Source organism: Aidingimonas halophila, from assembly GCF_900106955.1.
In the GTDB taxonomy this organism is placed as follows: Bacteria; Pseudomonadota; Gammaproteobacteria; order Pseudomonadales; family Halomonadaceae; genus Aidingimonas; species Aidingimonas halophila.
The window spans coordinates 291,979-306,111 of the sequence record NZ_FNNI01000003.1; the positions used below are offsets into that span (position 1 = coordinate 291,979).

Annotated in this window: 12 protein-coding genes; 5 read left to right on the forward strand and 7 right to left on the reverse strand. The window is 57.5% G+C overall.

Going from position 1 to position 14,133, the window contains the following annotated elements:
* Positions 1-91 precede the first annotated feature (91 nt).
* From gmhB to glyQ, 3 genes are all read right to left on the reverse strand, one after another.
* Positions 92-661: a D-glycero-beta-D-manno-heptose 1,7-bisphosphate 7-phosphatase gene (gene gmhB, locus BLW01_RS07315; protein WP_092568840.1), complete on the reverse strand. Its 570-nt coding sequence runs from the start codon at positions 659-661 to the stop codon at positions 92-94.
* A 218-nt stretch (positions 662-879) separates the two neighbouring features.
* Positions 880-2,952, reverse strand: coding sequence for a glycine--tRNA ligase subunit beta (gene glyS, locus BLW01_RS07320; protein WP_092568841.1), 2,073 nt, complete (start codon positions 2,950-2,952; stop codon positions 880-882).
* Between the two features lie 2 nt (positions 2,953-2,954).
* On the reverse strand, positions 2,955-3,902 hold the full coding sequence (gene glyQ / locus BLW01_RS07325; RefSeq protein WP_092568842.1) for a glycine--tRNA ligase subunit alpha: 948 nt from the start codon (positions 3,900-3,902) through the stop codon (positions 2,955-2,957).
* A 124-nt stretch (positions 3,903-4,026) separates the two neighbouring features.
* Between glyQ and rfaD the strand changes: the two genes are divergently transcribed.
* Together rfaD and waaF are read left to right on the forward strand one after the other, a co-directional pair.
* Positions 4,027-4,983, forward strand: a complete 957-nt coding sequence (gene rfaD, locus BLW01_RS07330) for an ADP-glyceromanno-heptose 6-epimerase (RefSeq protein ID WP_092568843.1) — start codon at positions 4,027-4,029, stop codon at positions 4,981-4,983.
* Complete coding sequence (gene waaF, locus BLW01_RS07335; protein ID WP_092568844.1) at positions 4,976-6,010, forward strand: lipopolysaccharide heptosyltransferase II; 1,035 nt, start codon at positions 4,976-4,978, stop codon at positions 6,008-6,010. The genes rfaD and waaF overlap by 8 nt, the downstream gene beginning before the upstream one ends.
* Here waaF and BLW01_RS07340 read toward each other — a convergent pair.
* The 4 genes from BLW01_RS07340 to BLW01_RS07355 form a co-directional block, all read right to left on the reverse strand.
* Positions 6,000-7,484: a sulfatase-like hydrolase/transferase gene (locus tag BLW01_RS07340; RefSeq protein ID WP_092568845.1), complete on the reverse strand. Its 1,485-nt coding sequence runs from the start codon at positions 7,482-7,484 to the stop codon at positions 6,000-6,002. The genes waaF and BLW01_RS07340 overlap by 11 nt on opposite strands.
* 235 nt (positions 7,485-7,719) lie before the next feature.
* Positions 7,720-8,778: a glycosyltransferase family 4 protein gene (locus BLW01_RS07345; RefSeq protein ID WP_092568846.1), complete on the reverse strand. Its 1,059-nt coding sequence runs from the start codon at positions 8,776-8,778 to the stop codon at positions 7,720-7,722.
* Between the two features lie 3 nt (positions 8,779-8,781).
* Positions 8,782-9,570, reverse strand: coding sequence for a glycosyltransferase family 2 protein (locus BLW01_RS07350; protein ID WP_092568847.1), 789 nt, complete (start codon positions 9,568-9,570; stop codon positions 8,782-8,784).
* Positions 9,571-10,287: a 3-deoxy-D-manno-octulosonic acid kinase gene (locus tag BLW01_RS07355; protein ID WP_092568848.1), complete on the reverse strand. Its 717-nt coding sequence runs from the start codon at positions 10,285-10,287 to the stop codon at positions 9,571-9,573.
* Here BLW01_RS07355 and BLW01_RS07360 point away from each other — a divergent pair.
* Genes BLW01_RS07360 through waaA form a run of 3 tightly spaced genes read left to right on the forward strand, consistent with a single transcriptional unit; the run spans position 10,286 to position 14,128 of the window.
* Complete coding sequence (locus tag BLW01_RS07360; protein WP_092568849.1) at positions 10,286-11,383, forward strand: glycosyltransferase family 9 protein; 1,098 nt, start codon at positions 10,286-10,288, stop codon at positions 11,381-11,383. The two genes, BLW01_RS07355 and BLW01_RS07360, sit on opposite strands and share 2 nt — an antisense overlap.
* Entirely contained in the window at positions 11,373-12,803 is a 1,431-nt protein-coding gene (hldE, locus tag BLW01_RS07365; protein ID WP_092568850.1) for a bifunctional D-glycero-beta-D-manno-heptose-7-phosphate kinase/D-glycero-beta-D-manno-heptose 1-phosphate adenylyltransferase HldE, read from the forward strand. Before BLW01_RS07360 ends, hldE begins: the two co-directional genes overlap by 11 nt.
* Positions 12,803-14,128, forward strand: a complete 1,326-nt coding sequence (gene waaA / locus BLW01_RS07370; protein ID WP_092568851.1) for a lipid IV(A) 3-deoxy-D-manno-octulosonic acid transferase — start codon at positions 12,803-12,805, stop codon at positions 14,126-14,128. The genes hldE and waaA overlap by 1 nt, the downstream gene beginning before the upstream one ends.
* Positions 14,129-14,133 lie beyond the last annotated feature (5 nt).

Genomic DNA, 14,133 nt, shown 5'->3' on the forward strand with positions numbered 1-14,133 from the left:
CCAAATGTTTCACGTGAAACCTCGCTCGAGAAGAGTCTGAATTGATGCCGACAGGGCAAAAAGCTGGCCTATAGTATATGGCCAGCTTTTTTTATCGGCAGTTCAGCTCGTTCTGCTGTTCTAACAGAAGCCAATCCACAAACGATGCAAGGTCATCGAAGATGAGTGTGCCTTCCAGCCCTTCCCCTTGCGCTTCGGTTTTCAACCCCTTTCCCGTCCTGACCAATGCCAAGTGACACCCCATCGCTGCCCCCGTTTCCAGGTCACGCAAGCTGTCTCCAACCATCCAGCAGCCTTCGAAGTCGGTCAAGTGAAGCACATCCTGTATCTGTTCCAATAACCCTGGCTGCGGTTTTCGGCAATGGCAGAAATCATCGGGCCCGTGGGGACAATAAGCAATGTGGGCGAGTTCTCCACCGGCGATATTGACCCGTCGATGTAGTTCACGATGTATATTCTCCAATGTCGCTTTGGTGTAGAACCCTCGTGCAATGCCGGATTGGTTAGTTGCCACGGCCACCTGCCAGCCTGCCTGGTGGAGTCGGGCGATTGATTCAATGGATTGAGGATAGGGCACCCACTCATCGAGTGACTTGATGTACTCATCGGAGTCCTGATTGATGACGCCGTCACGGTCGAGTACCACTACTTTTTCAGACATACCGATAGGTCCCATTGCCATGAACGAGAGTCGAAGTGTAGAGCCGTGTTTCACGTGAAACAATGGGTGGCGTCTGCGGTTTCCAATCTAGTTTTATACGAGCAGATAGGATGTTTCACGTGAAACGCAGCAAATGACGACATCCGACTACGAAAAAACCGGCATACAGGTATGCCGGTTAGGTAAACTGGGCTAACGAGTAGCGTCAGAGCGTCAAATCATTGGGAGAGCTCCGATACATCGGCCACTTTGAGGAATAACGCTTGCAGACTCGCTAGCAGGGCCAATCGATTGGATCGAATGGCATCGTCATCTGCCATGACCATGACTTCATCGAAGAAATGATCCACGGGTTCGCGAAGGCTCGCCAGATTATCCAGGGCGGTATGATAGTCCGCTTGGGCAAAGAGCGGCTGTACCTTTGCATCGGAGGTCTTCAGTGCCTCTGCCAGTGCAATTTCCGCTGATTCTTGTAACAGCGAGGAATCGATCGTGTGGCTGCTTGCCACATCCAGCCCCTGTTTGGTGAGTATATTGGATACACGCTTGTTGGCTGAGGCCAGCGCCGCCGCTTCCTCTCGTTGGCTGAAGTGGTGCACCGCGCGCAAGCGACGGGCGAAGTCGAGGGGCTTCGTGACGGGGCGTGCTCTGACTGCCAGATAGACTTCTGCCGGAATGCCGGCATCCTGAGCCCAGGCGCGGAAGCGGTCCAGCATATATTCCAATACCTGGTCGACCAGGTCTTCCGGCTGGGGCACGTCCCGATGCTGGGCTGCAGATAGCGTCAATAACTCCTGTAGATCAAGATCCAATTCTCCCTTGATCAGGATATTAAGAACACCGATAGTGGCCCGCCGCAGGGCGAAAGGGTCCTTGCCACCCGTCGGACGGGCACCGATGGCAAAAATGCCGGTCAGTGTATCCAGTCGGTCGGCCAGGGCCAGCGCCAGACCTGCTTGGCTCTGCGGGATCTCGTCATCAGCAAAGCGGGGCAAATATTGTTCATAGAGAGCCTGAGCCACCTCATCGGCCTCGCCATCATGACGGGCATAGTAGCAACCCATGATGCCTTGCAACTCAGGAAATTCCTGAACCATTTCGGTCACCAGGTCGCATTTGGCGAGTTGGGCGGCCCGTTCAGCCTGGGAAACATCGCCATTAATGGCATTGGCAATATGTCCGGCAACCACGGCAATACGTTCGGTCTTGTCGGCGAGAGTCCCCAGTTGCTGTTGGAAAACAACATTCGACAGGCCCTCGCGTCGCGTTATCAATGGGGACTTGCGATCGACGTCGTAGAAAAAAGCCGCGTCGGACAGACGGGGCCGGATCACCTTCTCGTTTCCTTCGATCACCTGTTGAGGGTCGCGACTATCGATATTCGACACGGTGATGAATAACGGTTTCAGGTGATCATGGCGATCGAGCAAATGAAAGTATTTCTGGTTGGCCTTCATCGATGAGATCAGGCACTCCGGAGGGACTTCCAGAAAACGTTCATCGAAGCTTCCTGTCAGCGCAATTGGCCACTCAACCAGTCCACTGACCTCACTGAGCAATTCATCGTCGATAACCGCTTCGGCGTCGTGGACTTCAGCTTCAGCAAGAACCTGCTCGCGGATACGTTCTCGACGACGCTGACGGTCGGCAAGCACATACGCGGTTTCTAGTGCATCGAGATACTCATCGGCATGGGATAGCGCAATGCCATCGGGAGCGTGGAAACGGTGTCCATACGTCGTTCGCCCGGATTCAAGGTCGAACGCTTCGGTATCGATGACCTGGTTACCATACAGCACAACGAGCCAGTGGACCGGGCGTGAAAACTCGACACGTGACGTACCCCAGCGCATGTTCTTGGGTACCGGCAAGGCTGCGAGAGCCTGCGCTATGATGTCCGGCAACAACTGATCGATGGGTTGTCCCGGCTGCTGGACGCGATAACCTAGCCAGGTTCCCTTGTCAGTTTCCAGGTGAATCAGGTCAGCAACCGAAACACCGCAGGAGCGGGCGAAACCTTCTGCTGCCTTGGTAGGCTGCCCATCCTTGAAGGCTGCGGACAAGGATGGGCCGCGCCGCTCCACTTCACGATCAGGTTGCTTGGCAGCCAGGTCCGTGACACGGACGGCCAACCGGCGAGGGGTGGCATAGGCGTGAACATGAGTGAACGGGACATCAGCCTTGTTCAGTCCCTCAGCAATGCCCGAGGCCAGTGCATCTGACAGTGTATCAAGGGCGCCGGGAGGCAACTCTTCGGTGCCGAGTTCGAGCAATAGTGTATCGGTCGTCATGCTCAGGCTTCTCCCTGTTCGGCAAGCAGTTCGTGACGCAAGGCCTCGGGTGCCATGGGGAAGCCGGCCGCCTTGCGCGAGTCATAATAAGCATGGGCTACGTCACGCGCCATGGTTCGCACGCGCAGGATATAGCGCTGGCGTTCGGTCACCGAGATTGCGTGACGAGCATCGAGCAGGTTGAACGTGTGGGACGCCTTGAGAACCATTTCATAAGCCGGTAGGGGCAGTCCCGCCTCCAGCAGTTTGGTGCACTCGCTTTCTTGATGGTCGAAGGCATCGAATAATGCCGGTACATTGGCATATTCGAAATTATAGGCGGACTGCTCCTGTTCATTCTGCAGATAGACATCGCCATAGGTGACTTTGCTACCATCAGGGGCGATGGTCCACACCAGGTCGTAAACGCTATCGACATCCTGCAGGTACATGGCGATGCGTTCCAGGCCGTACGTGAGCTCTCCTGTCACCGGATAGCATTCGATGCCACCCGCTTGCTGAAAGTAGGTGAACTGGGTGACTTCCATGCCGTTGAGCCAGACTTCCCAACCCAGTCCCCAGGCGCCCAGAGTGGGAGATTCCCAGTTATCCTCGACAAAGCGGATATCATGTACCAGGGGATCGAGACCGAGTTGGGTCAGCGAACCCAGGTAGAGATCCTGCAGGTTGGCCGGTGACGGCTTCATGACCACTTGAAACTGATAATAGTGTTGTAACCGATTCGGATTTTCGCCATAGCGACCGTCGGTAGGGCGACGGGATGGCTGTACATATGCGGAGTTCCAGGTTTCCGGACCGATGGAGCGAAGGAAAGTGGCTGGATGGAACGTGCCGGCACCGACTTCCATATCCAGCGGTTGCATGATGACGCAGCCTTGCTCGGCCCAGTACCGCTGCAGGGCTAGAATCAGGCCCTGAAAGGTTTTCACGTCTGGCGTCGCCTGTGTCATTGGTGAAGTACCGTTGGCCCATGAATTCAAGAACCGCCAAGTATACAATTAGTGGGTAATTGGTTATAGGCACTTTTGAGGATCGACGCTCGGGTGACGGCCGAATGATGATGAGGATTCATAGATGATCGTAGTAACGGGCGGCGCCGGCTTCATCGGCGCGAATCTGGTCAAGGCATTCAATGCGCAAGGCCGCGAGGATGTCATGGTGGTCGACGACCTGAGTGACGGGACCAAATTCGTCAACCTGGTGGATTGCACGTTGGGGGACTATCTCGACAAGGAGGACTTCCGGCGGCGTATCGAGGCCGAGATGCGGGGTGAGCCTTCCGCGTTGCCGGAGATCGATGCGATCTTTCACGAGGGTGCCTGCTCGGATACAACCGAGTGGGACGGTCGGTTCATGCTCGACAATAATTTCGAGTACTCCAAGGTGTTGCTGCACTACTGTCAACGCAAGGGTATCCCCTTCCTGTATGCCTCATCCGCAGCCACTTATGGCGGCAGTGAGGTATTCGTCGAATCGCCGGAATACGAGCAGCCTCTCAATGTCTATGGCTACTCCAAGCTCTTGTTCGATCAGTACGTCCGGTCACGTTGGCAGGAATTCACCAGTCAGGTGGTCGGGTTTCGCTATTTCAATGTCTATGGTCCGCGCGAGCAGCATAAGGGCAAGATGGCCAGCGTCGCCTATCATCACCATGCCCAGGTAAGTGCCGGCGAGAATCCCAGACTGTTCGGCGCCTGGGACGGTTACGAGGCCGGCATGCAAAGCCGGGACTTTATCTACGTCGGTGATGTGGTGGATGTGAATCTCTGGTTTCTGGAGCATCCCGAGTGTTCAGGCATTTTCAACCTGGGAACGGGGCGTGCCGAGCCGTTCAAGGCCATTGCCGATAGCGTGATCGATTATTACGGTAAGGGCGAGATCGAATACATTCGCTTTCCCGACGAGCTCAAGGGGCGGTACCAAAGCTATACTCGTGCCGACATTTCACGACTTCGCCGTGCCGGATATCAGGGCGAGTTCCACACAGTGGCGGAAGGCGTCCGTGCGTACCTGGAGTGGTTGAATGGCTGATCGTTCCGCCACTGTCGGCGAGCGGATTCTGGTCGTCGGACCATCATGGGTGGGTGATATGGTGATGGCCCAGAGCGCTCTGATGACGCTCAAGATGCGGGATCCTCGTTGCCGTATCTCGGTGGTCGCGCCTCCCTGGTCCCGCCCCATACTCGAACGCATGAACGCCATCGACGAAGTGGTGCCTCTGGATGTCGGTCATGGGGAAGTCGCCTGGCAGACGCGCTATCGGACAGCCGTGACACTCAAGGGGCGTTTCGATCGAGCGATCGTGTTGCCACGCTCCTGGAAAGCCGCGCTGGTGCCGTTTCTGGCCCGGATACCTCACCGTGTTGGTTTCACGGGTGAGCAGCGCGTCATACTGCTCAATGAGCGTCGCGACCTCGATAAGTCGGTTCTCGATCAAACGGTGAAGCGTTTTGTGTCGTTAGCCTTGCCTGATGATGAAGCGAGACGGGGAGATTTCGATATTCCGCATCCTCGCCTGGAGATCGATAGCGACAATCTCATCAATTTGCGTCTATCGCTCGGACTCTCTTCACGTCCCGCGGTCGGCATGATGCCGGGGGCGGAGTACGGACCCGCAAAACAGTGGCCATTGGGTTATTTTCGGGAATTGGCGTGTGCCCTGGTCGAGTCCGGTCATGAAGTTCGCGTGCTAGGTGGGCCGAAAGATGTCGAAGCCGGCGACGCGATTTGTCGAGATGTGCCCCATAGCCACAATTTGTGCGGCAAGACCCGACTGGCGGATGCCGTCGATCTGCTTGCCGACTGCCATCAGGTGGTAACCAACGATTCCGGGTTAATGCATGTTGCCGCCGCTGTCGGTAGTCGGGTTCATGCCATCTATGGCTCGTCATCTCCTGCATATACGCCGCCCCTGACGGAGCGAGCCACGATTCATTACTTGGCGCTGTCCTGCTCGCCCTGTTTTCAACGGACGTGTCCGCTGGGTCACACCAATTGTCTCAATCAACTGAGACCTGCCCAGGTACTGGAAGCCATGACATCATCGGTCACTCCTTGAAGCGGACTTCTCGGTCGACCCCTTCCCACAGACGTTCTTGCAGGGCGTTCTCTTCAGTGAGGCGCTCATTGAGATAGGTCAAGCCGTGGCGTTCGACCAGATTCTGTGGCTCCGCCAATAGGGATACACCGAGACCGGCACGATGGGATTCCGTTTGATATCCCATCGTTTCCAGAATGGTGGGAAAGATATCGAGTGTTGTACTCTCGCGCCGTATGCGTGCCGGCTCCAGGTCATCGCTGTATAACATCAAGGTGTTGTCGCGCTCACTGGCGACGAGCTTATCCCAGGCGGAGACTTTCATGCTCAGATGATCGCTGGCGATGACCACCAGAGTATTATCGAGCAGACCTTCGTCCTCCAGGCGGTCCAGAAACTGGCGTGTCAGCCAGCCGGAACATTCGACGGAATACAGGATGTCTTCGCCATCGAATTCGCCCTGACGTTCCTTGCAACTGTCGGCCGGGAAGCCGAAGGGGGCATGAGCACCCAATGTCAGTGCCACCATTCCCCATGGATCATCGCTCTCATCCAGCATCTTGAGCTCTTCCAGCATCATGTCGTATAGCGAATCATCGTAGAGCCCCCAGCTATTGACATAGTCAGGATCATCCAAGCGCGGCTCGAGCTCCTCCCGACCCAGGATACGGTCGAAGCCGTGGTCATTATAGAAGAGCCCCTTACCAGCGAAGTCGGTACTGGCACCACCGATGTACGTCAACTGATAATCCTGAGCACTGAGAATGTCGCCAAGACAATTGACGCCAGGCACGACGTGATCCAAGGGTTCGAACTGTTCATCGTGAAGAAGCCCGGCAGGCATCAAGGGAACGCCACATTGGCTGGCGATCATGCCGGCCATCGTCCAACCGGTATTGTCGAGTTGACGCACCCCCTCGAAGACGACGCTTTCCTCGCCAATCGCATTGAAATCCTCGTAGGCATCGTCGAAGCGTTCATTGTCATCATACGTACGTTCGATACTTTCGAGATAGATGTACAGGAGGTTGGGGGGATCAGCCGGTTCCTCGGTGATCTTCGGCTCGATATAGCGGCGATCCAGCCAGGCGCCGTCCTGGGTGACCATGGTGGCGCTGCGTTGCGTGATACCGAACAGCAGTGGATTGGTTGCCAACAAGAATAGTGCCAGGATGCGTTCCAGAAGTCGCCAGCGGTGGTCGTGCCGGACCAGCCAGACGAAGGCGACCAGGCTGAAAAAGGCCGATAGCGTGTAGACGATGGCTGTCAGGAAGCGTTTACCGCCTCCATGCCCCTCCATTCCCGCTTGCAGGTGGAAAAATATAGCGGCGATATCCACATCACCGTAGGTGTCGGCCATGTAGACGTAGAACCACCAGATGATCAAGGGCACCAGCGACCAGGGCCAGACGCGTTTTGGCGAGTGCGGGTGACGCGGATTTCCCCAACGGAAAAGCCAGGCCAGCGCTACCCAGCCGAGGGCCACTGCGAACATCCATCCTATTGGCAGCGTTAATGGCGTTATGACGGCATTGCCAAGACATAATCCGATAAACCCCAGCGCCCACCAGCGAGGTTGATGAACAACATGCTTGACTAGAGGTAGTTTCGACAGGAAATGTAACAAGACTAACCCCTCTTAGACTGAACGGATAGCTAGCAAGTCGTGACGCCGTCGAGAATCATCCCGGTACATGGGCCACCGTGCCTCACCTGACAGGCGTTTTGCATTATCGCATCTGGTTGAGCAATCGTTCATATAACGCCAAATAGGCATTTCCCATCGCTTCAGGTGTAAAAAGCGACAGTCGCTGATGGGCGCTTTCCGCCAAGTCGGCGGCTCTGTCAGGCGCATTGAGCAATGAGCGAATGGCCTCGGTGAGGGCATTGCCATCATTGGGTGGGATCAATATCCCTGTGTCGTCATGCGTCACAATATCCGGAATGCCATCGACATTGCTAGCGATCACCGGTACCTCGTAATCCATGGCGTCCAGCAGTATCGATCCTAGTCCCTCATTTCGTGAGGGAAAAACGAACAAATCCATGATAGCCAGATAGTCACCGATATTGGAGCGAAAGCCTTCCCAGACGATATTGTCCAGATCCGCGCTTTCGCGCTGCAACACGACCTTATCGTCGCCCTGGCCAAGAAAAAGGAAAATGGCGTCCGGAAACTCCCGGCGTAATTGTCTGGCCGCCTCGATCAGCAAGCGTTGTCCCTTGTGACGATCAACCAGAGCGCCGATATGACCTATGACACGCTTGCCGGCAAATCGGTCACGTAGTCTGGCAACATGCGATGCCTGTCGGGGCATATGCGATAGCGCACTAGGGATGCGTGAGATATTGCACCAGCCCCGTTCTTCAAGGTGTTGTTCGATGACGGATGAAATGGCCACTCCGTGGCGGGCCCGGCCATACGTCAACCGGTTGAATCCCGTCTGTTTCACCGGCTGCGGGACTCGACGCGTCAGCAAATAAGGTGTGTGGCGCAGGAGCGAATGCAGAAATGCCCAATGAATGGCCTTGGCTTCGTGCGCATGCACCAGATCGGCATGCGCTCCCTGGAAATGACCGGCAAACTGGTGATCGGCATCGATGAGGGTGATGTCGCTTCGTTCGACCAGTTCCGCACGCATTGGCGAGTCACGACGACAAACGAGGCTTTGTGTGATGCCACTGTGTTTGGCCAATGCATTGATCAACAGCACTGTCTGACGTTCGCCGCCACGAAATTGTCGAGCAAGATTGACATGGCGGATATGCAAGGTTTGTGCTGCCATCATTGACTACCAGATCTTGTCGAAATCTTCATTGTCCCTGATCCGTGAATCGCGCTGGAATTCGAGGAGCTTGGCGTACTTGAGATAGGAGTTGACGGCAGCGGACAACGACACCGACAGTCCATCGAGGCCAGCGGTAAAGCCTTTCTGGAACACGAATTTGCGCAGGAAGGCACTACTGCCGTGCAGAAACGGTGACCACCCATTGGCACGTTTGCCCCGGCGGTACATGATCTTGGCGGCGCGTTTGGAAAACCGCCCGCTTGCCTTGGTGAACAGTTCGCCGAGATCGGCAAACGAAAAATGCTGCAGGTCGGCGTCGAGTCTGGCCGGATGGCGAGCCTGAACCGATGCATGCTGCTGGGAATCGGAAAAACCGGTTCGATCGCGATCAAACAGGCGAATGCAGTAGTCGGGGTACCACCCACAGGCCTTGATCCAGCGTGAGCCCAGGTAGTTGCGCCGGCGCAGAGCGAATCCGTCGTGCGTTGTCGTCGACAGGTCGAGTGCAGTGATGCAATGAATCGCCTCCTCAGTGAGTCGCTCATCAGCATCGAGTGACAGTATCCAGCGATGCGTCGCATGGGTCGGCCCGACATTCTTCTGTGGGCCGTCACCCAGATAGGGCTGACGAATTACCCTGGCGCCGGCCCGTTCGGCCAATTTGCAGGTCTCATCATTCGACCCCGAGTCGACGACGATCAGTTCATCGCAGACGTGCGAGAGCGACTGCAGACAGGCCATGATATTGTCGGCTTCGTTGAGCGTGATGACCACGCCGGTAATGTTCACCATTCATCCCTCGATACGGTTATAACCGCGTTCGATAGCGATCATCGTCGCGCGGGTGTCGGCATGTAAAAACCGGCTCAATGACCGCTCCAATCGTTGCAGGTTAGCCTGTTTCCAGCGTCCCGGACGACGCAATCGGCAGCGATCAAGATCAATGAGCCAAACGTGGCCGGTATCGTCGATGAGAAGATTACGGGCGTTCAAGTCGACATGATCGAGGCCGGCGTCATGGAATTGCCGAAGTGTCGCACCGACATCATATAGTGTCGGTGCATCCAGCGTCGGCAAGCGATCGGCAAGGGAACGCACCCCGGCCAGACGTTCAGTGATCAAAGCGGCTTCGTAAGTGAGCCCATGATGCCAGACACAGCCCGCGATCGGTCGCGGTACCGGTAATCCCTGATGATAAAGCCGTTCGGTGAGTCGTAGTTCCCGGAATGCTCGGGTTCGTCCATGACCCGTCCAGAGATAGCGACGCTGACTGACACGGGCCGCCATGCCACCCCGACGGTAAGGTCGGAGCACCCATTCCCGGTCGCCTGCGAGAACGAACAGGCTGGTACCTCGACCGGTGGCTTGGCCCAGGATAGCGCCGGCTTCCTGCCAGAAATCGACGGTGAACCACGATGGTGCGATTTGTGGCGTCAGGCCTGCGTCACATAAACTATCGGCATCGTATAGAATGAATGCCTTTTCCATCGGGAATGTTGCCAACCGCATGAAGCATCCTCTGCCTGCCCGCCCAGAACACCTATGCGTGCTGCGGCTCTCCGCACTGGGCGATGTCTGCAATCTCGTACCCACCATTCGTGCACTGCAACGGCAGTGGCCTGATATCCGTATCACCTGGATTATCGGCAAGGGCGAATACAGTCTACTTTCCGGCCTGAGCGGGGTCGAGTTCGTTGTCTATGACAAGGCGACCGGGTTGGCGGGAATGCGTGATATCTGGCGTCGACTGGGCGATACCCGTTTCGATGTCCTGTTGCACATGCAGCAGGCCCTGCGGGCCAGTATTCTGTCACTGGGGCTCAAGGCGAATCTACGCATAGGCTATGACAAAGCCCGGGCCAAGGATTGGCAGCACTGGTTCACGCATCGCCAATTGGCACCGCATTCCAAAGCGCATGTGCTTGAGTCTTTCATGGATTTCGCCAGGCTGCTGGGTGTCGACGATACGCGTCTCGCATGGGAGCTGCCGATCCCGGATGCGGCTGCCGATGAAGCCCGGCAGTTGGCCGGCGACCAGCCCTATCTGTTGATGAGCCCCTGTGCCAATCCGCGATTGCGTAACTTTCGCAATTGGTCGGCGGAAGGTTATGCGGCAGTGATCGAACATGCCTGGTCACAGCACGGACTGAGAACCGTACTCAGTGGCGGCAACAGTCCCCAGGAGCGGGAAATGGGAACACGTATCATGTCACTGTCCGCACCGGACGCGGTGATCGACGCCATTGGCGCCACGTCACTGAAAGGCTTGCTGGCTTTGATCAACCAGGCGCGTGCTGTCATTGCCCCGGATTCGGGGCCGGTACATATGGCCAATGCCCTGCATACCCCTACAGTGGGCCTGTTCGCGACGACCAACCCGGTGCGGGCGGCGCCCTACTGCTGGCGCGATTATGTCGTTAATCGTTATCCCGAGGCCGTACGAACCTTCATGCACAAGTCGCCGGACGACATTACCTGGGGGCAGCGAGTGCGTCATCCGGATGCCATGTCGCTGATCAGTGCGGATGATGTCATCGAACGACTGGAGGCGCTTTTGACCGACTATCCTTTTTCTCCCGTCCTGGAGCCGCGTCATGAAGCTTGATCTGACCGCGCTGGAACAGGCTCGCCTGCTGGTAGTGGGCGATGTCATGCTGGATCGATACTGGCAAGGGGGCACCTGGCGCATTTCGCCGGAGGCGCCGGTCCCGGTGGTCAAGGTCGGCGATGCCGAAGACCGTCCCGGCGGGGCAGCCAACGTCGCCTTGAATATTGCCTCTCTGGGCGCCCATGCCGCGCTGGCGGGCCTGGTGGGCGACGATGGTAATGCCGATCTGCTCGAAGCCCGGTTGAAAGATGCCGAAGTAAGCACTCACTTTCAGCGCAGCGGCGAGGTCCCGACGATCACCAAGCTGCGAGTGATGAGCCGCAATCAGCAATTGATCCGACTCGACTTCGAGGAGGGGCTGATCGATGTCGATACGACGGCTTTGTTGGCCCAGGTCGAGCGTGTCATGGAGTCGGCAGACCTTGTGATTCTGTCGGATTACGGCAAAGGGACCCTGAATCAGGTCGAAACGCTGATAGCGCGGGTGCGTGCTACCGGTAAACGTGTGCTGGTCGACCCCAAGGGGAGCGATTTCCGCAAGTATCGCGGGGCCAGCGTGATGACGCCCAATCTCATAGAATTCGAGGCAGTCATGGGTCCTTGCCCCGATGATGAGACACTGGCAATCAAGGGGGAGGCGCTACGTGCCGAACTGGAACTCGAAGCGCTGTTGATTACCCGCAGTGAAAAGGGTATGACACTGATCCGCGGTGACCACGCGCCGCTCCACTTGCCGACCCGGGCGCGCGAAGTCTACGACGTGACGGGGGCCGGGGACACCGTGATCGGCGTGTTGGGTTTGGCGCTGGCGGCCGGGCATGGTTTCCCCGAGGCCATGACATTGGCCAACCTGGCGGCGGGGCTGGTGGTGGCCAAACCGGGAACGGCGACCCTGTCCATCGCCGAGCTTTATACGGCCCTGCAGGGCGACAAACTGGCCGAATTCGGTGTGATCGAAGAAGTACCGCTGGTTGATGCCGTGCGTGCGGCACAGGCGCGCGGTGAACGTGTGGTCATGACCAATGGCTGTTTCGATATTCTGCATGCCGGCCACGTGGCTTACCTCGAGCATGCGCACCAGCTCGGCGACCGCCTGATCGTAGCAGTCAACGACGATGCATCCATTGCTCGCCTCAAGGGGCCCAAGCGGCCGATCAACCCCTTGGCCAGGCGTATGCAGGTGCTTTCCGGACTGGGCTCGGTGGATTGGGTGGTGCCCTTTTCGGAAGATACGCCTCAGCGCTTGATCGAAGCCGTGCTGCCCGATGTATTGGTCAAGGGGGGCGACTATCGACCGGAAGAGATCGCCGGAGGAGAGGCGGTAATCGCCAATGGCGGCGAGGTGCGGGTACTGGACTTCGAGGACGGTGTATCGACAACGGCGATGATCGCCACCATTCTCGACCGTGAACGCTGATGATACCTCGATCACTTTCCAGGGCAGTGCGCTGGCTCTATAGTCTGGCACTGTACGGTCTGTCACCACTGATCTGGCAACGCATATGGCGTGAACACCTCCCGGGGGAGTCGCGCCGCCAGCGATTGGGGTGTCTCCCATTCCCGGTCGATGGCGGGGCGACACTGTGGCTGCATTGTGCCTCAGTGGGTGAAGTGATGGCGGCCAGACCGTTGATCGAGGCCCTGACCGAGCAGTGTCCCGGCCACCGCCTGGTGGTGACGACCATGACCGCTACGGGGGCGGAACGGGTACGTTCGTTGCTGGGCTCATTGGCGGTCAAGCATCCGTCACGGGACCTGCAGCACTGCTTCATTCCATTGGATTTTCCGGGCGCTGCAAGGCGTTTCGTGGCAAATCTTCGGCCGGCATTGGCCATCTTCTTCGAAACTGAATTGTGGCCGAATTTGTTGCATGCCTGCGCTCGATACGGCGTGCCGGTTGCCGTGGTCAATGGGAGATTGTCGCCACGCGCCTTCGAGCGTTATCGCCGCGTTCGTCCGTTATTGCGTGAATCGCTTGGTCATGTGGCTTGGCTGGGTGCCAAGTCAGCAGCCGATGCCGAGCGCTTCATTCAACTGGGTATGGCACCGGCTCGTACGACAGTAGTGGGCAGCCTGAAATACGATATTTCCCATGATCATAGTGTTCATGAGGAAAGTGAGCGCTTGCGTACCTGCCTGGGTCAGCGTCCGATCTGGGTTGCCGGATCGACACATCCCGATGAGGAAGAGCAACTGCTTGATGCACATCGGCGTCTGAGGTTGCAGCGACCCAAGGCCCTGCTGATCCTGGTTCCCCGCCACCCTCAGCGTTTCGATCAGGTGGCCGAGTTATGCCGAGAACATGACATGACGATGGCCCGTCGCTCCCGCGGAGAGTGGCCGAATGCCGGGACTGCCGTCTATCTGGCGGATACCATGGGGGAGCTGGCGACTCTGTATGCCGTGGCCGATATCGCTTTCGTCGGGGGCAGTCTGGTGCCTGTCGGGGGGCACAATCTGTTGGAGCCGGCCGCATTGGGGGTGCCGGTAATCACGGGGCCCCATCTTACCAACTTCAGCGATGTCGCGTCGGTCCTGCGCGATGCTGGCGCGCTGCTTGACATCGACGACGCGGTGTCCCTGGCATCAACGCTTGACCGGCTTTTCGCTGAGCCCGGGGAATGCCGGCGACTGGCAGAGGCCGGTCGAAACGTCGTCGAGGCGAACCGGGGGGCGCTTGAGTTCACCCTGCAGTGCCTGACAGGGCTGCTGCAGACGGGGAGCGCGACTGCGAGTGGATGAGCGGC